This window comes from Stenotrophomonas sp. YJH_SMC_138 (genome assembly GCF_059369855.1).
This window is the reverse complement of the sequence record NZ_JCAFTB010000007.1, coordinates 1-21,933: the sequence shown is the minus strand read 5'-3', so window position 1 is coordinate 21,933 and position 21,933 is coordinate 1. Positions and strand designations below refer to the sequence as shown.

Sequence of the window (21,933 nt, the reverse complement as noted above, 5' to 3'; positions counted from 1 at the left end):
ATGACCCGCGCGGAGATGCGTAGCTGCCGGCCAGCAGCCGGCGCTACTCCTTCGGCGTCTGGCGCTGCTTGCGCGTGCGCTTCGGCTTTGCGTTATCCGCACCGCTGGCGGCGCCATCCTGCAGTGCCTGCAGCCAGGACAAGATGTCCACGTAGTCGATGAAGTGGCGCAGGTAGCCGGGGCTGGTGGCCTGCATCGTGTCCAGCATGCGCTGCACCAGCACCGCCGAGTTCAGCGGGCCGCCGTCAGCCGGGGCCTCTGTGCGCAGGGAGCGGCGCACCTGCAGTTCGCTGCGCAGCTCCGTCCACTCGCGCTGCACCTGCTGCAGCATCGGCACCTGCGGGTAATGCGGCAGCGAGCGCGACCCTGCATCAAGGTCGCGCACCAGTGCGCGCAGGCCTTCGAGCGCTGGCGACTTACTTGGCATCCGGGGCCTTGGGCTTGGGAATCGGCGCGATCTCGACGCGACGGTTGCGTGCGCGGCCTTCCTCATCGGCATTGGAACTGACCGGCTGCTCGCTGCCGAACGCAGCGGCGAACACGGCGTCAGCCGGTACGCCATCGGCGATCAGGGTGCGGGTCACGGTCAGCGAGCGCTGCGCCGACAGCTCCCAGTTGTCGGCGAAACGCCGGTTGCCTTCGCGTACCGGCGCGTCATCGGTGAAGCCGCTGACCATCAGGATCTCTTCGCGGCTGCCCAGGTAGGCGGCCAGCGGTGCGGCCAGGCTGCGCAGCAGCTCCTGGCCTTCCGGCTGCAGCTGGTCGGAGTTCAGCGCGAACAGCACGCTGCCGCTGATGCCGATGCGGCCATCCACCAGCGTCACGCGGCCGGCCGCCAGCGGTCCAGCCAACGCTTGCTCCAGCGTCTGCAGGCGCTTGGCTTCGGCCTGGCGCTGTTTCACTTCCTGGTCCAGTCGCTGCGACAGTTCCAGCTGCACGGCGACCACACCGACCAGTATCAGCACGAACGCGCCCAGCAGCACCGACATCAGGTCGCCGAAGGCTGCCCAGATCGGGGCATGCGAACCGCCGTCGACCTCCAGCTCGTCGCTCATGCGCTGCCGGCCTTGCCGCGGCGCGCGGCCAGTTGCTGCAGTTCTTCCATCACCTGCTTCTGCGACAGCAGGCTGAGGTCGACCACCTCGCGCGCCTGGGCTACGTAGTAGGCCAGCTGCTCGTCGCTGCGGGCCAGCGAGGCATCCAGTGCGCCGCCGATCTGTTCCAGGCGGCCGGACAGCTCGGTGGCGGCACTGCCGAACTGCGCGACCGCTTCGCCGAACGTGCCGGCCAGCTGGCCCACTTCGGCAGCGCTGCCGTTGAGCGCTGCGGCAATGCCATCCAGCTTGCCGGTCTCTGCGGCGATATGGTCGGTGAAGCGATTGCCAACCCGCTCCAGCAGCTCGGCCGAGCCACCGACCAGTGCGTCCACAGCGGTGCGCTGCTCGTGCGAAGCGTGATTGATCGCATCCAGCAGGGTCTGCACGGTGGCCATCAGGCGGCCGCGCTCTTCCAGCATCGCGTTGTCACGCACCAGGCTCTCGGACAGCGTGCTGCGCAGCTCGTTGATGACGTCGGCAGCAGCCTTGGGCGCGGCCGCGGCGGTCTGCAGCAGGGTAGACACTTCAGCCAGCGTGGCGCTGGCCTGCGCGCGACCGTTCTCGCCGATCTGCTGTGCGGTGGCCGCCAGGGTGTCGCAGACCTGCTGCTGCTGCGCGGCCAGGTGTTCGCCGTTGGCCTGCAGGCGCTCGGTCAGGTCGCTGGAAACGTGCTGCAAGGCTTCGCTCCAGCGCTGCAGGCGCTGTTCGTCGCCGGCCTGCAGCTGCGCCTGCAGCGCGGCGTGGCCCTGCTGCAGCTCGGCGCTGATCGCGTCCCAGCGCGCCTGGCGCTGCTGCTCGCGGCTGTCCAGGCCAGCCTGCAGTTCGGCGTGCGCGGCCGCGGCAGCGGCCTGCGCGGCCTGCCACTGCTGCGAACGCTGCAGTTCGTGGTCCTGCAGCAGCGCCTGGCTGGTGCTGTGGTGCTGCTCCAGCGCCTGTAGCAGCGCCTGCGCGCGCGCGTCCAGATGCTCGCTGGAGGCCAGCAACGCCTGCTGCTGGCGTTCGACCAGCGCGCTGTTCAGTGCCTGCTGCTGTTCGGCGGCGGCGCGCCATGCCTCGGCATTGCCGCGGGCATCGGCCTGCAGGCGCTCGCCGAGACGCGCGACCAGTGCTTCGGCGTGCGTGCCCTGGCCATCGCTGAAGGCCTGCAGGTGCTGGCGCAGATCACTGACCAGCGCCTGTTGTGCCTGGGTCTGCTCGCTCACCACCTTGGCCCAGCTGGCCTCGGTGGCGACGCGGCTGCGCTCGAAACCCTCGCTCAGGCCGGCCAGCTGCTGCTGCACGGCCTGCTCGACGCGGGCATGCAGTGCTTCGCCGTGATGGGCCAGGCCAGCCAGGGTGGTTTCGGCCATCGGCTGCAGCGCACCACCGATGGCGGCGGCGCTGGCTTCGGCCCCTTCGCGCAGCGATTGCTGCAGCGAGACGGCCAGGCGTTCCTGCAGGGCCTGGCTCTGGGTCAGGAACTCGGCCTGGCCGGCCAGCAGGCGCTCATTGGCGGCCGCACTGTGCTGTTCAAAAGTGCTGGTCATCGCCTGCAGGCGGTCGACCAGCGCCGGCAGCGCCGCAGACTGTGCCTGCAGCAGGCGCAGCGATTCGGCGCGCTGCCAGGCCTGCGAGTACGGATGCAGGTCGCCGGCAATGGCGCGGTCCAGCTGCTGCACGGCCTGCAGGCGGTCACGACGCAGCAGTGCCGCCAGCAGGCCGAGCATGGCCGAGCTGGCCACACCGGCGATCGAGGTACCGAATGCCACCGCCAGGCCCTGCACCGGCGAGGCCAGCGAGCCGCGGATCGCGGCCATGTCGGTCGCACTCTGCAGCGCCAGGCCGGTGCCACGCAGCGTGTCCATCATGCCCAGCAGGGTGCCGAGCATGCCCAGCAGCACCAGCAGGCCAACCAGGTATGGGGTCAGCACCGGTGCGGGCAGGGCGGTGCGCTCGCCTTCCACGCGCAGGCGCACGGCGTTGCGCAGGCCCAGCGGCACGCGTTCCAGCCAGGCGGCGAGGCTTTCCTTCGCGCTGGACAGGTCGTTCAGCGCGCTGCGCAGGCCGTTGCTGGCCTGGCGGTAGCGATACAGCTCCACGCCACCGGCGATGTAGCAGGCCGCGATGATCGCCGCCACCGCTGCACCCAGCGGATGCACCGAAACGTAGCCAATGCCGATCCAGCACACGGCCAGCAGGCCGACAAGGAAAACAACGACATGGAAAGCAGTTCTGGACATGGTGTTCCGGTCAGTGGGAGCGCAGGGCGTCTTGCAGCCCTTCGATCGGGTGGAAGCGCAGCTGCAGCTCGGCGAGCAGCAGGGTGCGCATGTCATGGCGGAAGGCCGCGCGCCAGCCGGGCTGGCCGTGCACGCGTTCAAACCGGGCGCCGAGCACCGCCGGCGCCGTGGCCAGCAGGCTGTGCTCGCGCGGGGTGAGGGTCTGTTCCATCACCGCATCGACCTCGGCCAGCCGCGCCAGCTCGGGTGAAACCTGCACCAGCTGGTCGCGCAGGCGGCCGCGCAGGCGCCCGGTGGCGGTCTGGATGGCCTGCTGCAGCACCCGATAGCGCTGGCGCAGCGAGGCGAAGTTGGGTACAGCGGCGGCTTCGGCCAGGTCCAGCAGGCGCTCGGCTTCGGCATCCTCACTGATCGAGGCCAGCAGGCTGGCGTGCGCCTGCGCGCAGTCGGCCAGCACATCCTCGAGCGCTTCGGCGGCTTCACCGGGCTCGGGCAGGCGTCCGCCGAGCGCCCCGGACAGGGCCACGGCGCGGCTCCAGTCCACCCACTGGCCGAGGCGATCGGTCAGGGCGGGACTGGTGGCCGGCATCGCGCCGTCGCTGAGACGGGCGAGCAGGCGGAGGAACTCCGGTCCACCCAGGACCGGCTGCGCTGCGTTCGCCATCAAGGGGTGAGGGGCCAAAAACCGTTGATTTTACAACCAGATGACCCGGCCTGGATGAAGGCGGGGCCGGGGGGAGGGGCCCGCAGGCGCGACAAGGCTTAGAATGTCCGGCTGCACCCATCCGTTCGACCCCTGGAGTTCCCCAATGACTGTTGCGCAGTTCTACCCGATCGGCACCCCCGGACAGCCCTGGGGCGACGCGGAACGCGCACAGTGGCGGGCCCGCCAGCAGCGCCAGCGCAGCTACCACGACGATGTGGTGGCCGCGCTTGAACGCCTGGACGACAGCTTCGATGTGATCCAGTACGGTCAGCTGGACTACGCGCCGGACCATTACCCGCTGTTCGCCGTGGTCAACCACGACTGGAACCCGGCGCTGCCGACCGCGCTGGTCACCGGCGGCGTGCACGGCTATGAGACCAGTGGCGTGCATGGCGCCCTGCAGTTCCTGGAACAGCAGGCCGAGCGCTACCTGGGCCGGCTGAACCTGATCGTGGCGCCGTGCGTCAGCCCATGGGGCTACGAGCGCATCCAGCGCTGGAACCCGGATGCCATCGACCCGAACCGCAGCTTCCGTGACGGCGGCCAGATCGAGGAAGCCGCCGCGCTGATGCGCTGGGTGGCCGAGCGCAAGCCGAACCTGCTGGTGCACCTGGACCTGCACGAGACCACCGACAGCGACCTGCACGAGTTCGATCCGGCCCGCTGCGCCCGCGACGGCAAGCCGTTCGAGCGCGACACGATTCCGGACGGCTTCTACGTGATCGGCAACAGCGAGGATCCGCAGGCCGAGTTCCAGAAGGCCCTGATCGCCGCCGTCGCCCCGGTCACCCATATCGCCCCGGCCGACGCCGAGGGCAACCTGGTCGGCCTGCCGTTGCAGTCGCCGGGCGTGGTCTGGGGCGAATCGCGTTCGATTGGTGCCTGCGCCGGCTTCACCGATGCACGCTTTGCCACCACCACCGAGGTCTACCCGGACAGCCCGCGCACCAACCCGCAGGAATGCAACGACGCCCAGGTGGCGGCGGTATGCGCCGGCCTGGATTTCGCCCTGGCCGCACAGTAACGCGCCACGTTCCGGGCGGTGACCGGCATCAGCCGGTGCCGCTTGGCCGGCGCGGTGGCGAGCGGCGCGCCGGTCGTCGCCCGGCAGCCGGCGAAGACATCCAGATCGCGCTGGTACACGCTGCTGCTGACACCGAACAGGCCCAGCAGGGAATGGAAGACATTGTCGTGGCTGTAGGCGCGGCGCAGCGCATTCCCACGCAGGCAGGCCATGTCCAGGCCCGCGTTGCGGCTGAACTCCGTTGAGAGCCACATCACCATCGGCACCTGGGTCTGTTCGCGCGGGGCGATGAAGTAGGGCGTGCCGTGAAGGTACATGCCGCGTTCGCCGAGCGACTCACCATGGTCGGAGACATAGATCAGCGCAACGTCGCGGTGGTCCGAATAGCCCTGCAGCAGGTCGATGGTCTCCGCCAGCACCTGGTCGGTATGCACCAGGGTGTTGTCATAGGTGTTGACCAGTGCCTCGTTGCTGCAGTGCTGGATCTGGTTGCTGTCGCAGGTCGGGCTGAAGGCCCGCGACGCTGCGGGATACCGTTCAAAGTAGGTCGGCCCATGGCTGCCGAGTTGATGCAGCACGACCAGGGCATCGCCATGGATGGCGTCGAGGCGTGCGCCGAGCCGATGCAGCAGCACGTCGTCGTAGCAGGTGCCGTCGGCGTTGACGCACTGGCCGGCCACCTTGAGTGCGGGCATGTCCTCGGTCGGCACGCGCTCGCACACGCCCTTGCAGCCGCCATTGTTGTTGTTGCGCCAGAGCACGCCGACGCCGGTACGCTGCAGGATGTCCAGCACGTTCTCCTCGGTCGCCGCGCGGACGTCGTCGTATTGCTGGCGGGTCATCTGCGAGAACATGCACGGTACCGAAATCGCCGTTGCGGTTCCGCATGAGGAAACATCACTGAAGCTGATGACGCCATCCTTGCGCGAGAGCCGGGGATTGGTCGCGCGTGGGTAGCCGTTGAGCTGGACGTTCTGTGAACGCGCGGTCTCGCCGACGACCATGACCACCAGCTTCGGGCGCGGGCCCGGAACGCGCCGCGCGTCCGTGCCGATCGGGCGCAACGGTTGCTGGCGGGTGCTGTAGAGGCTTTTCAGGTAGCCGTGGGTATGGCGCACCACGTTCAACGGCAGTACCTGGTCGCGGATGTAGCGGTTGTTGCGCAGCAGCGAGGAGTAGTCCTTGTAGAACGCAAAGCCGATCACCAGCAGCATCACCAGCGACGCAAGGACGTTGGCCGGCCACACCAGCAGGGAACGTATCGAACCGGCCCCGCTGGTGGTGCGCACCAGGGCGAGCCCGGCAGCGGGCAGCACGCCCAGCGCCAGCAGCGTGAGCAGCAGCGGCAGCGACAGATAGGCGTTCAGTTCGGCCTGATTGGTCTCGAACACGTTCTGCACCATGCTGCGATCGATCAGCACGTTGTAGTGCAGCATGAAGTAGCTGCACGCGGCGCTGACGACAACGAGCAGCAACAGCAGCGGCCTGCGCAGGAATGGCAGTGCCAGCAGTGGCGTCAGCAGCAGGTTGAACAGGCAGAACAGCAGCGGCGGCAGACTGGCCAGGAACAGCATGCTGCGCAGGCTGTTGAGATCGATCAGCCCCCACAGCGTCTTCCAGAGGGCAATGTTTCCAATCGTGGCGAAGAACAGTGCGGCGGCCCAGACCAGAACGATTGGATGGGATCGCGGGAAACGGAGGCATTGACGCACGAGCAGGTTCCGCGGAACAGGAGTGCGCGCAGTATCGAAACGGCCTTATCAGGAAGTTGTCAGGATTGCCGGGCTAGCCCAGCAGGATCACGCCCCACACCGCACCCACCATCAACAACGCGGTGGTCTGCGCGGCGCTGCCCATGTCCTTGGCGTTCTTGGACAGCGGATGCTTCTCCAGCGAGATGCGATCAACCACGGCTTCAATCGCCGAGTTGAGCAGTTCCACCAGCAGGCTGATGAAGCAGACCGCCAGCACCAGTGCCCGCTCGACCGTGCTGATGTCCAGCACGAACGCAGCCGCCATCAGCAGCGCGTGCAGCAGCAACAACTGGCGGAACGCCGCCTCGCCGCGAAAGGTGGCGATGAAGCCATCGCGCGAATGGATAAGGGTGTGGAAGATGCGGCTCAATCCGGTCTTGCCGTGCGGGTACTTGCCGCTGTCCTTGGGGTGCTGCATGCCGTCTCCAGAGCGGGGGAGCAGCCCGGAGCATGTGCAGCCCGATGTCAGGAATCCGTCAGATGCGGGGGGCGGGGCCAGCGCAGGGTGAACCGGCACCCCTGCCCGGAGGATTGCACGGTCATCGTCCAGCCCAGGTGCTCGACGATGCGCTGCACGATCGACAACCCCAGCCCCTCGCCGCTGTGCGCGCCACCGGGCACGAAGCGCTGGAACTGCCGTGGGTCGATGCTGGACGGCAGGCCGGGTCCGGTGTCAGCGACGATGAGTGCGGTGTCGTGGAGGGTGATTCGCACCTCGCCGCTTTCGGTGTACTGGCAGGCATTGCGCAGCAGATTCCAGATGATGCTGTGCGCCAGATCCGCGTTGGTGACCAGCACGGCGTCATGCCGGGCATCAAACGCAACGGTCACCGGCTTGCCGGAAAGCCAGGGCTGGCAGCGCTCCATGGAGGATTCGAGCAGCGGACGCAGGGCCACCGCGTTGCGCGGCACGGCGCCGGGGGCACGCGAGAGCAGCAGCAGGCAGGTCAGCTGGCGCTGCATCTCCTGGGTGGTACGCAGGATGCGTGCCGCGCTGGGAACCAGGTGGCTGTCGGCCGGAAGCTGGCAGGCCAGCGTTTCGGCAGCACCGCCGATGATGGCCAAGGGCGTGCGCAGCTCGTGGCTGGCATCGCCGCTGAAGCACTGCTCGCGATGCAGGAACCGTTCGAGCTCGTCACTATGGCGGGCAAAGGCGCGCGCGAGCACGCCGATCTCGTCGCGTGCGTCCTGGTAGGGAAAGGGCTTGTGGCCGTCCTGCACCGCATCGGCCAATCGTGTGATGGGCGCGATGACGTGGGTAGCGACCTTGCGGCCGATGAGGAAGGCGCCGAGCACGCAGACCGAAATGACCAGTGCCGCAAAGGCATTGATCAGGTGTTCCAGATAGCCATAGGGTGCGGCGTCCTGCAGCAGGTAGTAGCGTTGGCCACCACTGTCGAACACACGCAGGTGCCACTCGTTGGGCGCCTCTTCGCCGTGGTAGCCCGGGCCGTATTGGCGCAGTACGAATGGCACGTCCTGGGCATCGAACAGCTGGGTCCCTGGTGGCAGGGCGGGGCGTTGGCCACGATCCAGCGCGGCCTGCAGCCTTTGCACTTCGCCGTGCTGGGTCCGTGCGACGACAGCAGCCCGGACCTGGTCGTAGTCGACCTGTTCGGCCAGTACGATGAAGCCCATGGCACCGGCCATCAACAGCACGAACGAGATCGTGATGCGGGTGCGCAGGCTCAGGCGGCGGTAGAGGGAGGCAGGGCTCACGCCTGCATGCGCCAGCCGACGCTGTGCACCGTGGTGATCAGCGCGGTGTCGAAGCTGCGGTCCACCTGCAGGCGCAGCTCATGGATGTGGGTTCGCAGCGCGCCGCTGTCCGGTGGCTCGTCGCCCCAGACCAGGTATTCCATCTCCTGCTTGCGCACCACGGCGGGAGCTGCACGCACCAGGCACATCAGCAGCTTGTGCGACGTGGGCGTCAGCGCAATGCAGCGGCCTTGCCGCCAGGCCTGTGGCGAGCGCGTGTCCACCTGCAGGTCCTTCCACGCCAGCACGCTCTGGACCTGGCGCCCCTGTGCCCTTCGTACGAGGGCCTTGATCCGTGCATCCAGTTCCACCAGCGAGAACGGTTTGACCAGGTAGTCATCCGCGCCCAGGGCCAGGCCCTGCACACGGTCTTCGACCGGATCGCGTGCGGTCAGCATCAGGATCGGCACCGGGTTCTGGAACTCCTGGCGCAGCTTCTGGCACAGCGTCATGCCGTCCAGGCGCGGCAGCATCAGGTCCAGCAGGATGGCGTCGTAGTCGTGCTGCGTGGCCCGGCGCAGGCCACTGGCGCCGTCGCGCGCGTCGTCCAGCACGTAGCCGAGCGGTTCAAAGAAGGCATACAGGTTGGCAACCAGCTCGGGGTTGTCTTCGATGATCAGCAGGCGGGTCATGGCATGCGTCCTTGCGCGTGGCCGAACTCTGCCCGATCGATGGCCGAATGCCAATGCCCTTGCTGAATGGATCGCGGCCTGGGTTCGGCCCGGTCAAGCGACGTTCAATCGCCCGGGCTGCGTGAATCGCGGATCGAGTAGATCACCGAGAAGATCTTCCAGCCCTGCTCGGTGCGGACCAGCTGCCACATTTCCTTGCCCCAGTTGGTCTTCACCCCATCGTCGTGGAAGCTGTAGTCAAACGAGACCGAGGCCACATCGCCGTCCGTTTCGATCTTCGTGTTGGAGAACTTCTCCTCCTTCGGCTTCGGCGAGGCGACCGCCCCGTCGATCAGCGCGATGAAGTTGTTGGCGGGAATCTGCCGTGCCTTGATCGCATCGGGCTTGGCCTTGCGGATGTCCTGCAGGCGCACATCCTCGGAAACGAACTGCCAGCCGATGTCTTCCGGTTTATCAGAGAAGAACAGGCCCATGTAGGTCGGCTTGTCCTTGTTGATCAGCGAGGTGCGGAACGCTTCGACCACCTGTTCGATCGCCTTGACGTCGGCGGGGGCATTCTGCGTGGCGTAGGCCGGCAGCCACGCCGGGAGCAACAGGGCGAGGGCGACGAAGCGTGCACGTGCGTTGGGCATCATGGGGTCCTGGGGAGGAATAGGGTGGCGCGGGCGCATCACCGCGCGTAGGTTCGCCAGAAGAGCACGTGGTCTTCGGTCCTGTTGATGGCGACGAAGACTGATTTTCCGGATTCGGGCGCGCAGCGAAAGACGCGATACGACGACTTGAGCGTCCCGTCGCCCGGCCACCAGTATCGATCGAACGCAACAGGATCGCTGTGACTGAATGTCGTTGCCTGGCAATCCGCAGGCAGCCGCAGTGGTATCTCAGGAGGCTTGGTGAAGGCCAGCGCGCTGGTGTTCGAGTCGAGGTCGTGCACCTCGCGCAGGTCGGTCGCCTCGTGGGGCACCCAGCCGGGAATCCATCCCTTGTTCACCATGTCGGAGTCAAGCGCCTCGCGCAGAGTGTCGAACGAACTGTCCATCACCAGGCCGCAGGCGCACAGTACACTGCAGAGCGTCACGAAGATGGCGCGCCGGATCACTCCTCCAGGGCTGATCATCGTTGTCGTCCCCGCCGGTAAGCAGCCTGACCAGATCTTCCGGCGCCAGGCGCTTGAGCCGCTCTCGCAGTTCCAGTCGCACGGCCGGTCGCTGGATTTGGCATGGCGCCGCCCTTGGGCCCGGGCCGCTTCACGAACAGACCGTGCTCCTGCGTGATCCTGTCCTTCCGGCGCTTGCCTGCCATCGACGGGTGTCCCTGCGTTCATCCTGAATCATCGGTCGGCGCACGCTAGCACGGTTGCCGGGCGCTGCAACAGGTCCGCTTGTCGTTGAAGTTTGACGTCGAAGAGCGTCTGCGCGGATGATGCGCGGGCGCGCGGCGCAGGAGGGGATCTGTCAATGAGGACACTGATGTGGGGGCTGGTCGGGCTGTTCGTGGCGTACGTGGCCGGTTGCTCGGCGATCTCGGCGTGGCATTCCCACGCGCTTGCCTCGGTCCCGGTCGGGGCGAGCAGGGCCGAGGTACTGCGGGCGCTGGGGCACCCTGACGTGGTGGAGCACGCCGGTGCTCCCTTTACCCGCTATGCCAGCCGTGGATGCAGTGGTCGCTGTGCGCAGCGATGGTGGTATGAGAACCGGCTGCGCCTGGATACCCAAGCCTGGTCGGTAGCGCTGGATGCTTCCGATCGCGTGCTCGCAACGTCGCGCTGGACATCACCGTAGAAGACCGCGACGAGCGCATGCGTATCCATCGACCTTTCATCTTCATCGCAAGCCTGGCCCTGATGGCGTGGTGCGGGCTGATGGGCGTACTGGTGCTCATCCATGGCTTCAACGAGCACGGCCTGCGCTGCGGCAGGCTGTGCTCACTGGAGACCTCCATCCGCCTGCTCTTTGGTGATCGGGGATTCGAAATACTGGTGGCGATGGGGCTATTTGCCACAGCGCTGATGTGCGGGTATATCGCGCTGCGGGAGGGCATGCATGGCGGGCCGCGGAGGCGGGCGGGGCGCCGTGGGCGCAGACACCGCCAACCGGGGCGACCCCGGTCGTAAGGTGTCTGCACCGATGTAAATCGCTGCGTGGGGACGCTGCAGGTCGCTTCAGCGATGCAGGGCGTCGATGATCAGCCCGGTGGCGATCTCCACCAGCAGGTACTCGTTATCGGACTGGCGCACCCAACGCCGGTCGCGGCCCGGTTCGCGCAGGTCATAGCGCGCGTAATCGTCTACCCAGTAGCGGCGGTCCACTTCGGCCCACGGCAGGCGCTCGCCACGTCGCCAGGCCTTCTTCTGCCAGCCCGGCGGCGGCGCTTCGCGGTTGTGCGGGCCGCCTGCGTGCGGCGGCGGGCCGTTGCCACGGGCGTGGTGCGGCGGATCGGCGAACGCGGGGGCCGCAGCGAAAGCGGTGGCGGTGGTCAAGGCGATGGCCAGCAAACGTGTTGTCTTCATGGATATGCCTCCGTCATGGCCGCAGCATGCGGCGCTGTGGCAGGAATATAGGGCAGTCAGAGTGAATGAATACGGGTGTAGGCGGTACGTTCCTGAACAGACGGCGCGGCGTGCAGTCGCTGCCCTGAACGGGTCACCGGGCACCGCCCGCGGCCGAATCCGTTGCGGCCCAGCCTCCGCCCAACGACAGGAAAAGATCCAGCTGGCGGTCGACCCGGTCCGCGCGCGATGCAGCCAATGCGGACTCCGCATCTGCCAGCGCGGCCTGGGCCGAAAGCACATCGAGGAAATCGATCCTGCCGTAACGGTACAGCTGCTGCGCCTGCCCGGCGGCCCGCGCTGCATCCCCACGCGCCTGCGCCAGGCTGCGCTCGCGTTCAAGCTCCTGCGTGCAGGCAGAAAGCGCGGTCTCGGTCTGCCGCAGAGCCTGCAGCACGACGCCGTCAAAGGACGCGAGAGCGGCATCTGCATTGGCGCCGGCCGCCGCGATGCGGGCCTTGGCTACGCGGCGGTTGGGCCAGTGCCATGACAGTACGGGACCGATGCTCGCACCGAAGCCGTCGGCCGACAGCAGATGCGCCGGTGTGCCGGCCACGCCCGAAGAGGCGCCCAAGGTGATCTGCGGATAGAGACCCGCCGTCTCTACGCCGATCATCGCCGTGGCTGCGGCAAGGCTGCGCTCGGCGGCACGTATGTCAGGGCGTCGTTGGAGCAGCTGCCAACCATCACCGACCGGCAGCGCCTGCTCCAGCTCCGGGGGGCGTGGGCAGGCTTCGGCCTCCCTGGGATAGTCTGCCGGAACCCTGCCCATCAGTGCGGCCAGCTCGAACAGTGCGGCCTGCCGTTCCGCCAGCAGGTGCGGTATCGCCGCCGCGCTGCGGTTGACCGCGGCACCGGCACGGCTGACATCGAAGTCCGTTCCGCGCCCGCCTGCAGCCAGGCGACGGGTTGCCTCCAGCGTGTCGCGCTGTATCGCCAGCACCTGCCGGGTTGCAGCGAGCGTGTGATTGCGGGTGCACACCTGGAGATAGGCACGGGTGACGGCCGCAGCGACGACCACGCGGACCTGGTCGCGCGCCGCAGCAACCGCCTCCGCGTCGGCGTTGGCGGCTTCGATGCCGCGGCGGATGCCACCTGCAAGATCCAGTGGATAGGAGAGGTGAAGGCCCAGCGCGTACGACTGCGGGGCGGCCGACGCCTGGATGTAGCCACCGGCATGGGTGAGCGTGCCCGATGCATCCACGTCGGCCTGTACGGCACCGCGCGCGCGATACTCCAGCACGGTAGCGCTGGCGCGCCGAAGGTTGGCATCGGCGGCGCGCAGGTCGGTATTGGCCGCCAGTGCTTCGCGTACGTAGGCGTCAAGCTGGGGGTCGCCATACAGGTGCCACCATCGATCCGGTGGCGCGTCGTGGCTGAACGATGCGTCCTGGCCTGAGACGAACGCCCGCGCAGCCTGTTGTGAAGCTGCGACGGCGTTCGCAGGCAGGTGATAGTCGGGGCCGGATACGCAGGCCGTCAGGGGCAGCAACAGGGCAAGCAGCCCACCACGTACTGTCCGCACGCTCACTTGCAGGCTCCCGGTGCCGAGGGCGTGATGGTCACACTCGCAGTGCGACCCACGATCAGGCGCGTATCCGGCGGCGCATCATCGATACGGATGCGTACCGGGATGCGCTGTGCCAGCCTCACCCAGGTATAGGTCGGCGCTACGGCAGGCAGCAGGTTGTGCGTGCTGGAGCGCTGATCGTCGGCAATGCCGGCGGCGATGGTCTCCACGTGTCCGCGGACATCGCGGGTGTCGCCCATCAGCCGCGCCACGGCGGCATCGCCCTCGGTGATGCAGCCCAGTTTGGTTTCCTCGAAGTAGCCCTCGATGCGCAGGCTGCCGGTGTCGATCAGCGCCAGCGCCTGCGCGCCCGGTTGCAGGTAATCGCCCGCATGCAGGTCCAGGTTGGTGACGATGCCGTCGGTGCTCGCGCGCACCTCGGTGCGTTGCACGTTGAGCTGGGCAACGCGCTGTTCGGCCCGTGCCTGCGCCAGGGCGGCCAGCTCGGTGTCGACCTTGGCCGCATTGCGTTCGCGTGTCTCCGAGGCGACCAGGTTGCCCAGTGCGTTGTCCCGCGTCGATTCGCGGCGGGCCAGCGCCAGCGTCGCGCGTGCGCTGCTGACCGCTGCGTCGGCCTTCTCAAGCGCGGCAGCCAGGCGTGGCTGATCCAGCACCAGCAGCAGTTGTCCGGCGCTGACCCGCTGGTTGTCGTGCACCAGCACCTGGGTGACCAGCCCCCCCATGTCCGACGCAACGCGCACCACATCGGCGCGGACCCGTCCATCCCGCGTCCACGGGCGTGTTTCGTAACGCTTCCAGATGGACAGCGCGGCGACGACAGCAATCGCGAATACAACCAGCGTAGCGCTCCAGCGCCCGATGACAACAAGCAGGTGTTTCATTTCATTTCTCGAGCAGGGGCGAGAGCCGGATCATCAGCTCCGCCAGGATCACGAACAGGGACAGGCCCACCAGTGGTCGCGCGGCGAACAAGCGGTACAGACCGAGACTGGCGAGCAGGCGCGAGGTCAGCATCGACAGCGCCAGCGCGGCGGCGGCCACGGCGAGCAGGCCGGGGATCAGCACGCCATCAATGGAGAGATCAGAAAACATGAGGTCAGTGCCGAAGGGTGAGAGCAGGCGCCAGCAGGTCGCGGCGCAATCCGCAGAGCAGGTGCGACAGATGCTCACGATCATCCCCGCTGCTGGCCACTGCTGCCTCGCGCATGCGGTCGAGCAGTTCCAGAAGATGGGCGTCGACGCTGCGTGGCGCGTGGGCACAAACCCTGAAATGTGCGGCGACGCGTTCGATCAGCGCCGCATGAAGCACCCGGACCTGCGGGTTTTCCTGGCACTTGTCCAGTGCGCGGAGTTGGTTGGATGCACGTACCGCACGCACGTCCGCAAACAATGCCCGCAGGTCGTCTGCGGCACTGGAACCGCCCCGCAACCGGGGAGCGAGCAGCCCGATTCGATCCAGCATGCCGCTGAGCCAGGCCCGGGCCACGCCACCTTGTCCGGCGGCGTGTCGTGCGATATCCCGACGGATCGAACGCTCCAGCCGTGCGCGGTTGCGGCCCGCATCGGTGGTCTGGAACAGCTGCATGCTGCACAGTGCCACTGTCGTACCCACGAACAACGCTACGCTGTTGTTGAGTGCGCCGACGATGTTGACCGTATTGGTCGCGCCCAGTCCCGCGATGAGCGGAAACGTCAGCACCACGCCCAGGGCAGCCATGATGAAGGGAGGCCGGGCCAGGAACGATCCGCACAGCAGCAGCGCAGGCGCCAGCGCGGCAATCAGGCCGACGACATCGGACAGCGCGGGGAAGATCAGCAGACCGTAGAGCAGGCCGACGCCAACGCCGATCAACGATCCCACCAGATAGCGCATGACATGCGGCGCAGGCGCTTCGATCGTGCCGAACAGCACGCACGCCGTGCCGATGATGGACACCGCCGTGGCGCCGTCCGACCAGCCGGTAACGATCCACAACACGCAGCTCAGCAGGATGCCGACGAACGCGCCCAGCGCGCTGCGCAGGGCAAGCCGATGATCCCGGTGAAGTACCGCACCCTGCGCATGTCGCGCAAGGCGGGCAGGTACATGCCGGCGCCAGTCGGGCCGGGCAGTGCATAGTTGTGCCTGCAGCACGCGGCAGTCGGCGTGGGCGAGGTCGAGCTCGGCCTGTTGCGCGGCGAGGCCGGTCTGCATCAGCTCGCGCCAGCCAGGCGAATCCATCGCGCTGGCCTGTGGTGATCGCAGCCGGGCGATGGAATCTTCCACCGCGCTGGACAGCATCAGTACGTCCAGCATCCGGTCATGCAGGGCACGCAGGATCTGCACCTGGGCCACGCCGTGGGCGCTGTCGAAGGGCAGGTGGATCGACAGCACATGCAGCTCGAGCAGGTCGGCCGCCACTTTCGAGCGGTCCGTCGCCAGCACCGTGTCCGATGCGCCGGCGCGCATGTCCCGTGTCCATCGTTCCGCGTCATCCAGCACGGCAGCGACCCGTGCGTGCACGCGCATCGAGACCCGGCGCGGCAGCACCAGCGCGTGTACCAGCGTTGCGGCCAGGATGCCGATGGCGATTTCCTGCACCCGCGTGATGGCAGTGGTGAACACGTCTCCCGGCACCATCACCGCAGGAAAGCCGATCAGGCTGGTGGTATAGCCGGCCAGCAGGAACGCATAGGCACGTGGCGTGCGGTCGAGCATCGCCAGGTACAGGCACAGCGCCATCCAGGTCGCGAGCGCGGCGCTCAGCACCAGGGGTGCATTGGCGAAACGTGGCACCAGCACGACGGTGGCGACGGCTCCGCCCACGGTACCGAGCAGGCGGAACAGGCCGCGGCTGAGTGTCGCCCCGGACAGCGGTTGCGACACCAGATAGACCGTCCCGATCACCCAGAACGGGCGATTCAGGCCGATCCTCAGGGAGACATACAGCCCCAGCGACGCGGCGAGCAGGCATTTGAGCGAGAACAGCACCGCCTCCTGGTCGGTCCTGAGGGCAGGGCTTTTCAACCAGGCGAATGCCTGGAACACGTGGAGACGGGCAGGGGTGGGGGCGTGCATGCGGCTCATGCTAGTGATCGGCCGCACTGGCGAATTTCGCTACAATGACAATCAATCGCTAAAACCGGTCAATGTGAGAATGGCTCGCATTTCGCTCCCCGGCTTTGACCTGGACCCGGACGAGACCGATCGCCCGGCGGTCGCCAGCCGCCTGCAGGTGGCCGAGCACGACGCGGAAATTCCCGTGCATGAGCACCGCAAGGGCCAGTTGATTCTTGCGCTGCATGGGGCGGTGACCTGCGAAGTGGCCAACGCGCTGTGGATCGTGCCGCCCCAGTGTGGCGTCTGGATTCCGGGCGGCATGCCGCACAGCAACCGCGCCACCGCCAACGCGCGCCTGTGCTACCTGTTCGTCGAGCCCGGCATCGTCGACCTGCCGGCGCAGTGCGTGACGCTGGCCATCTCGCCGATGCTGCGCGAGATGATCCTGCACCTGGCCGACGCGCCGCTGGACTATCCGCATGGCAGCCACACCGACCGACTGGCGCGGGTGTTGCTGGACGAGCTGGTACAGATGCCGGCTGAGCATCTGTCGCTGCCGGTCAGCCATCACCCGAAGGTGCGGGCGTTGGCGGCGGCGCTGTCGGCGGATCCGGCAGATCGCAGCACCATCGGCCAGTGGGCCGTGCGCCTGGCCCTGGGCGAGCGGACGTTGACCCGGCTCATCGAACGCGAAACGGGACTGTCCTTCGGGCGCTGGCGGCAGCAACTGCACCTGCTCATCGCCATTCGGGAACTCGCCGCCGGTGCACCCGTACAACGCGTTTCCGAGACGTTGGGCTATGAGTCGGTGACGGCCTTCATCACGATGTTCAAGAAAGCGCTTGGCCTTTCCCCGGCGCGGTACTTTGCGGTGCGCCTGCGTGGGCAGTAGCCGGGGACAGCCCGGGAAGCTCCTGCCTGGAACAGCTACTTCGAGGTGCCGGAGACCGATTGAATCGCGGCCACCACCGCAGCAGGAACTTCGCGCTGGAGGGTGTGGCCGGTTGCCAGGTAGCGGTGCGAGCCGCGCGTGAAGCCCGAGAAGAGCAGGGCGTGCTGTGCTTTCCAGAGCGCCTTGCCCGCTGCGGTTTCCTCGAAGAACAGCGGTTCGGCAGCCAGCTGGGTTGCGGTCAGCAGCGCCACTGGCACGTCCGGCATCGTGCGCGGGGTTTCCGCACCGGGTGCATCCAGCTGTTCGGTCAGCACGGCGTAGTCGGCGGCCATGGCTGGCGGCAGCATCGCCCGCAGCTGGGCATCATCTGCCTGCACGCGGGCACTGTCGGCCTGCTTGAACGCATGGCGCTGCCCCATCGTGGCCGGGTCCACCAGCACCAGGCCCTGCAGGCGCTCCGGATGGCGGCGTGCAAACTCCGTGGCCAGCAGGCCGCCATAGGAATGACCCACCAGCACAACGCGGCGACCGGGGGCGAGCGTATCGATCACGGCCGTGAGGTCGGCCAGATGCGCATCGATGCGCTTGGGGTGACCGTCGCTGCCGGACTTGCCGAGTCCCGCACGGGCGTAGGTGATGCTGTGGTAGTCGCGCCCCAGACCGGCAACCACCTCCTTCCAGGCCCCCGCGCCCTGCCCGAATCCGGATTCAAAGACCACGGTGATCGGGCCGGCCCCGGTCTCTTCGGCCTGCAGCGCGTAGGCGCCGCGATCCACCTGGATTTCCCCTGCGTGGGCGGTGCCTGCAGTGGCCATCATCGCGGCCAGCACCCACAACGTCACTCGGCTGCTCTTCATTGCCATTCCCCTGGGCCGTGACGCGTGCCAGCCCTTCCGATGGGTCAGGTCTGCAGCGGAGCGCCGCAGCCTGCCGACCTCGCGACAGGTCGTGCTGGTAATGTAGTGAGGTATAACACCGACTCCCTGTGCAGCAAGTCATGGGGCGGAGCGTAGACCGCTGAATGGCGTTGGATGCTTGAATCTGTGATCGGTTACGCGACTCCACACTTGAATGTGCAAGCGTCCTCGACGATAAAGGCGGCATGTGGCACTGCCGCATTCCGGACCAGGGACGATCCGATGCACGACGCGTGGGCTCAGCTCCGCGTTCTCGTTCCCGCCGGCGCTGTGTTCGTCCAGGAAGGAGAACAGGGATGTTGGAACGACTGAAGACCCTCTCGCGTGCCGCGCTGGCGATTGTTGCCCTCGGCTGCTTCGCCCCTGCTGTGGCGCAGGCGCAGGAAAGCAAGATCACCTGGCGCATTTCACAGCCCGGCGGCGATGCGACCCAGTACAAGACCCAGCAGGCGGCGGTGGCCGGCATCAAGAACCTGCCGGCGCCCAGCCCCTTCCCGCCGGAGTTCCAGTTCGGCTGGCAGTACGTCGACAAGATCAAGTCGAAAGTCGTGGACTTGAACGGAAACACGTCGATCACCTACTGGATGGGAAGGACGCAGCCCTCCGACCCTGACTGGACTTACTACGGCGCGGGTGATGGTGGCTTCCTGTCCGAAGAGGAAGTGCTGGAAGCGCTCATTGCAGACTTGCAGGACATCAATCCCCAGTGTCCTGGGGAAACTGCTGTGCCGGAAGGAGAATGGGGCCCAACTGCTCCAGGGATGGACGGAATTTCGGAGGTCAGGGAGTACCGGGTCACCGGCATGCTGGGCAGCAATTCGGCGGAGTCTCCGTGCGTGCCCTTCGACGCAGGAACGACAGGGCTTGCTCGCATGCGACGCTTGAACTGCCCGATCCCCTTCACGCAGTGGTCCAACACACACAACGCCTGCGTCAGCGAAGAATTCGTTGCAACCATTACCTCGAAGTCGCAGAAGTGCGACAAGGACAGCGCGGGTCCGAGTTGTCCCTCGACAGAAAAAGGTGAGGAGGCAAACAACGCGCCTTGCGACGGCACCGTAGGCAATCCGTGCGACGTCAAAACGGGCGAGAAGTACGAAATCGCGCCGGACTTCGATCTGGGCTGGATCGCGCTGACGCGCTTCTATCACTCCGGCATCTCGACCTCATCCGGTGGCTTCGGTTATGGCTGGACCCATTCGCTGGGCGCCCACTTGGCACTGGATGGCGTTGACAGTGTGGGCATCATTGAAAGTACTGGTTTCCAGCGTGCATTCAAGAAGGTCGGCCAAGCCTATGAGGCGGACGACGACAGTGGCGATCGTCTGGTCCAGAACGGCAACTGGACACTGTACTCGAAGGGCTCCATCTCGACCTTCGACGCGGACGGGCGTCTGGCCGCCAAGCGCTTCGCAGATGGCACGTCGCTGACCTATATCTACGACGACAGCGACCGCCTTGCGGCCGTTACCCACAGCAGTGGCCGCACACTGGAGTTCGTCTACCAGTCCAACGACTATGAGGCGCTGATCAGTTCGGTGCTGGTCGAAGGCATTTCGCTCGCCACCTACACCTACACACCGCAGAACCAGGTCGCCACGGTGACCTATGCGGGTGGCGGCGTGCGCACGTATCACTACGAGAACCAGGCTTTTCCCCAGCACCTGACGGGTATCACCGCCGAGGACGGTCGCCGCTACAGCACCTTCACCTACGATTCCATCGGCCGTGTGATTTCCAGTCAGCATGCCGGCGGTGCCGATGGCGTGACACTGGCCTACAGCCCCGATGGTGGTGCGGTGGTGACCGACGCGCTGGGGCGGCAGACCGACTACACCCTTACACCCGGCGGCGATAGCGCTCCGTCGCGCAAGGTGACCGGCCTGACGGATTCGCAGGGAACCGTCAGCCGAACCTACTACGACCAGAGTGTCGACTTCCGCCGGCGTCTGGATACCTACACCGATCGCCGCGGCATCCAGACCAAGCACACCTATGCGCAGGGCACCGATCCGGTGAGTGGTCGTGCCGTCAGCATCCATACCGTGACCGAAGCGTTCGGCCTGCCCGAGCAGCGGGTGGTGACCACGGCGCGCGACGTCGAAATCAATGCGGTACTGACCACCCGCATCGGCAATCGTGAAACCCGAACGTCCTTCAATACCCGGCGTCAGCCGACAACCAACACGGTGACCGACACCGCGTCCGGTCAGACGCGCATCACCAGCTACACCTACTGCGAAGCTGCTGATGTGGCAGCGGCAGGCAGCTGCCCGGTGGAGGGGCTGCTGAAGAGTGTGGATGGCCCGCGCACGGATGTGGCCGATGCCGTTACCTATGCCTATTACTCGGCGGATGATGCAGGGTGCGCGACCGGAGGTGCCTGCAGCTATCGCAAGGGCGACCTGCGCAGCGTGACCAATGCGCTGGGCCAGACGGCCGAGACTCTGGCTTACGACGCGTTCGGGCGGCCGTTGTCGGTCAAGGATGCCAACGGCATTGTGACCGACTACACCTACCATGCCCGCGGCTGGCCGACCTCGGTCACCGTGCGCGGTGCCGCCACAGCCGAGGACCGGGTGACCCAGATCAGCTACTGGCCGACCGGCCAGGTGCAACAGATCACCGAGCCCGACGGCAGCAGCGTTTCCTATGTCTACGATGCGGCGCTGCGCTTGACTGATATCGAGGACAACGTAGGCAACACCATTCACTACACGCTGGACAACGCCGGCAACCGCCTCAAGGAAGACACGCTGGATACTGGCGGCACCCTGCGTCGCACCCTGGCACGGACGTTCAACACGCTCGGTCAGCTGACCGCACTGAAGGACGCGAGCAATCACGCCACAGGCTTCGCCTACGATGCCAACGGAAACCCGCAGACGATCACCGACGCACTGCAGCGCGTGACCAGCCAGCAGTATGACCCGCTGAACCGCCTGGCGCAGACGCTGCAGGACGTCGGCGGCGTCGCGGCGGAGATCCGCAGCCAGTACAACGCGCTGGATCAGGTCACCCAGGTCACCGACCCGAAGGGCCTGCACACCACGTACGCCTACAACGGGTTCGGCGATCTGACCGGCCAGGTCAGCCCGGACAGCGGCGCCAGCAGCTTCACCGTGGACGCCGCCGGCAACCGCAAGACGGCTACCGATGCACGCGGCGTCACCGCCACCTATCACTACGATGCGCTCAACCGCCTGATCGGCATTGCCTATCCAGACCCCAATCTGGACGTGGGCTACAGCTATGACGTGGCACCGACCGCCTGTGCCACCGACGAGCGCTTTGCCAAGGGACGCCTGGGGCAGGTGCTGCATGCCAATGGCAGCACCCAGTACTGCCATGACCGCTTCGGCCAAGTCACCCGCAAGGTGCAGACCGTCAATGGTGTGGCCAGCACACTGCGCTATGCCTACAGCAAGTCGGGTCGCCTGACTGCGTTGACCTACCCCGACGGCAGCGTGGCCGACTACGTGCGCGATACCCAGGGCCGCATCAGCCAGATCGGCCTGACTCGGCCCGGCCAGGCACGCCAGATCGTGGTGAACAACGTGACCTACGCGGCCTTCGGACCGGCGACCGGTTGGACTTATGGCAACGGCCGCCAGTTGCAGCGCCCGCTGGACCTCGACTATCGCCCGCAGGCGGTGCACGACCCGGCTGCAGGCGGCCTGTCGCTGGGCTACGGGTATGACCCGGTCGGCTCGGTCACCGAGCTGAAGAACGGCACGGGCTCGACGGTGCTGGCCAAGTACGCCTACGACACGCTGGGCCGCCTGACCCAGACTCAGGACGGCGCGACCGGCACG

21 protein-coding genes are annotated in these 21,933 nt (G+C 66.9%); 5 read left to right on the top strand and 16 right to left on the bottom strand.

The window, feature by feature from the left end:
- Positions 1-43: 43 nt before the first annotated feature.
- Genes AC5P7I_RS15030 through AC5P7I_RS15015 form a run of 4 tightly spaced genes read right to left on the bottom strand, consistent with a single transcriptional unit; the run spans position 44 to position 3,980 of the window.
- Positions 44-493, bottom strand: a complete 450-nt coding sequence (locus AC5P7I_RS15030) for a DUF2894 domain-containing protein (RefSeq protein ID WP_262088198.1) — start codon at positions 491-493, stop codon at positions 44-46.
- Positions 417-1,055: an OmpA family protein gene (locus AC5P7I_RS15025; protein ID WP_014647413.1), complete on the bottom strand. Its 639-nt coding sequence runs from the start codon at positions 1,053-1,055 to the stop codon at positions 417-419. Before AC5P7I_RS15025 ends, AC5P7I_RS15030 begins: the two co-directional genes overlap by 77 nt.
- Positions 1,052-3,316 carry a DUF802 domain-containing protein gene (locus tag AC5P7I_RS15020; protein ID WP_262088197.1) on the bottom strand — a complete coding sequence of 755 codons (2,265 nt, stop codon included), beginning with the start codon at positions 3,314-3,316 and terminating at the stop codon, positions 1,052-1,054. Before AC5P7I_RS15020 ends, AC5P7I_RS15025 begins: the two co-directional genes overlap by 4 nt.
- Positions 3,317-3,326: 10 nt before the next feature.
- On the bottom strand, positions 3,327-3,980 hold the full coding sequence (locus AC5P7I_RS15015) for a DUF3348 family protein (RefSeq protein ID WP_014647411.1): 654 nt from the start codon (positions 3,978-3,980) through the stop codon (positions 3,327-3,329).
- A gap of 145 nt (positions 3,981-4,125) precedes the next feature.
- On the opposite strand from AC5P7I_RS15015, the gene AC5P7I_RS15010 reads away from it, so the two are divergent.
- The gene (locus AC5P7I_RS15010; RefSeq protein WP_142234867.1) at positions 4,126-5,046 is read left to right on the top strand and encodes a M14 family metallopeptidase; all 921 of its coding nucleotides are present in this window, start codon (positions 4,126-4,128) and stop codon (positions 5,044-5,046) included.
- Here AC5P7I_RS15010 and AC5P7I_RS15005 read toward each other — a convergent pair.
- The 6 genes from AC5P7I_RS15005 to AC5P7I_RS14980 all read right to left on the bottom strand — a co-directional run bounded on the left by AC5P7I_RS15005 (position 4,950) and on the right by AC5P7I_RS14980 (position 10,307).
- Positions 4,950-6,758, bottom strand: coding sequence for a phosphoethanolamine transferase (locus tag AC5P7I_RS15005; protein WP_262088196.1), 1,809 nt, complete (start codon positions 6,756-6,758; stop codon positions 4,950-4,952). The genes AC5P7I_RS15010 and AC5P7I_RS15005 overlap by 97 nt on opposite strands.
- Before the next feature lie 73 nt (positions 6,759-6,831).
- Positions 6,832-7,218, bottom strand: a complete 387-nt coding sequence (locus AC5P7I_RS15000) for a diacylglycerol kinase (RefSeq protein WP_014647409.1) — start codon at positions 7,216-7,218, stop codon at positions 6,832-6,834.
- A 47-nt stretch (positions 7,219-7,265) separates the two neighbouring features.
- Positions 7,266-8,519: a HAMP domain-containing sensor histidine kinase gene (locus AC5P7I_RS14995; protein ID WP_262088195.1), complete on the bottom strand. Its 1,254-nt coding sequence runs from the start codon at positions 8,517-8,519 to the stop codon at positions 7,266-7,268.
- Positions 8,516-9,190 (bottom strand): response regulator transcription factor, encoded by a 675-nt coding sequence (locus tag AC5P7I_RS14990; RefSeq protein ID WP_014647407.1) that lies wholly within the window; start codon positions 9,188-9,190, stop codon positions 8,516-8,518. The genes AC5P7I_RS14995 and AC5P7I_RS14990 overlap by 4 nt, the downstream gene beginning before the upstream one ends.
- A 104-nt stretch (positions 9,191-9,294) precedes the next feature.
- On the bottom strand, positions 9,295-9,825 hold the full coding sequence (locus tag AC5P7I_RS14985) for a Cif family virulence factor (protein WP_014647406.1): 531 nt from the start codon (positions 9,823-9,825) through the stop codon (positions 9,295-9,297).
- A gap of 35 nt (positions 9,826-9,860) precedes the next feature.
- A complete protein-coding gene (locus AC5P7I_RS14980; RefSeq protein WP_262088194.1) occupies positions 9,861-10,307 on the bottom strand; it encodes a YbbD-related protein in 447 nt (148 codons plus the stop codon).
- A gap of 340 nt (positions 10,308-10,647) precedes the next feature.
- Here AC5P7I_RS14980 and AC5P7I_RS14975 point away from each other — a divergent pair, with 340 nt between their 5' ends.
- Positions 10,648-10,971 carry a hypothetical protein gene (locus tag AC5P7I_RS14975; RefSeq protein WP_262088193.1) on the top strand — a complete coding sequence of 108 codons (324 nt, stop codon included), beginning with the start codon at positions 10,648-10,650 and terminating at the stop codon, positions 10,969-10,971.
- Positions 10,972-10,988: 17 nt separating this feature from the next.
- Positions 10,989-11,303 (top strand): hypothetical protein, encoded by a 315-nt coding sequence (locus tag AC5P7I_RS14970; RefSeq protein WP_262088192.1) that lies wholly within the window; start codon positions 10,989-10,991, stop codon positions 11,301-11,303.
- Positions 11,304-11,351: 48 nt separating this feature from the next.
- Here the strand turns inward: AC5P7I_RS14970 and AC5P7I_RS14965 are convergent, their stop codons facing one another.
- From AC5P7I_RS14965 to AC5P7I_RS14945, 5 genes are all read right to left on the bottom strand, one after another.
- Complete coding sequence (locus tag AC5P7I_RS14965; RefSeq protein ID WP_041863539.1) at positions 11,352-11,699, bottom strand: RcnB family protein; 348 nt, start codon at positions 11,697-11,699, stop codon at positions 11,352-11,354.
- A gap of 133 nt (positions 11,700-11,832) precedes the next feature.
- Positions 11,833-13,269 carry an efflux transporter outer membrane subunit gene (locus tag AC5P7I_RS14960; protein ID WP_262088191.1) on the bottom strand — a complete coding sequence of 479 codons (1,437 nt, stop codon included), beginning with the start codon at positions 13,267-13,269 and terminating at the stop codon, positions 11,833-11,835.
- Positions 13,266-14,150: an HlyD family secretion protein gene (locus AC5P7I_RS14955; protein ID WP_262088190.1), complete on the bottom strand. Its 885-nt coding sequence runs from the start codon at positions 14,148-14,150 to the stop codon at positions 13,266-13,268. Before AC5P7I_RS14955 ends, AC5P7I_RS14960 begins: the two co-directional genes overlap by 4 nt.
- 1 nt (position 14,151) lies before the next feature.
- On the bottom strand, positions 14,152-14,361 hold the full coding sequence (locus AC5P7I_RS14950) for a DUF1656 domain-containing protein (protein WP_014647401.1): 210 nt from the start codon (positions 14,359-14,361) through the stop codon (positions 14,152-14,154).
- Positions 14,362-14,365: 4 nt separating this feature from the next.
- A complete protein-coding gene (locus AC5P7I_RS14945) occupies positions 14,366-16,327 on the bottom strand; it encodes an FUSC family protein (protein ID WP_262088189.1) in 1,962 nt (653 codons plus the stop codon).
- 79 nt (positions 16,328-16,406) lie between these two features.
- Between AC5P7I_RS14945 and AC5P7I_RS14940 the strand changes: the two genes are divergently transcribed.
- Positions 16,407-17,201 carry an AraC family transcriptional regulator gene (locus tag AC5P7I_RS14940; RefSeq protein ID WP_014647399.1) on the top strand — a complete coding sequence of 265 codons (795 nt, stop codon included), beginning with the start codon at positions 16,407-16,409 and terminating at the stop codon, positions 17,199-17,201.
- A 35-nt stretch (positions 17,202-17,236) separates the two neighbouring features.
- On the opposite strand, the gene AC5P7I_RS14935 is transcribed toward AC5P7I_RS14940, so the two are convergent.
- Positions 17,237-18,058 (bottom strand): alpha/beta fold hydrolase, encoded by an 822-nt coding sequence (locus AC5P7I_RS14935; RefSeq protein ID WP_262219358.1) that lies wholly within the window; start codon positions 18,056-18,058, stop codon positions 17,237-17,239.
- A gap of 356 nt (positions 18,059-18,414) precedes the next feature.
- Here AC5P7I_RS14935 and AC5P7I_RS14930 point away from each other — a divergent pair.
- A partial coding sequence (locus tag AC5P7I_RS14930; protein WP_495222168.1) for a DUF6531 domain-containing protein occupies positions 18,415-21,933 on the top strand: 3,519 nt, incomplete at its 3' end.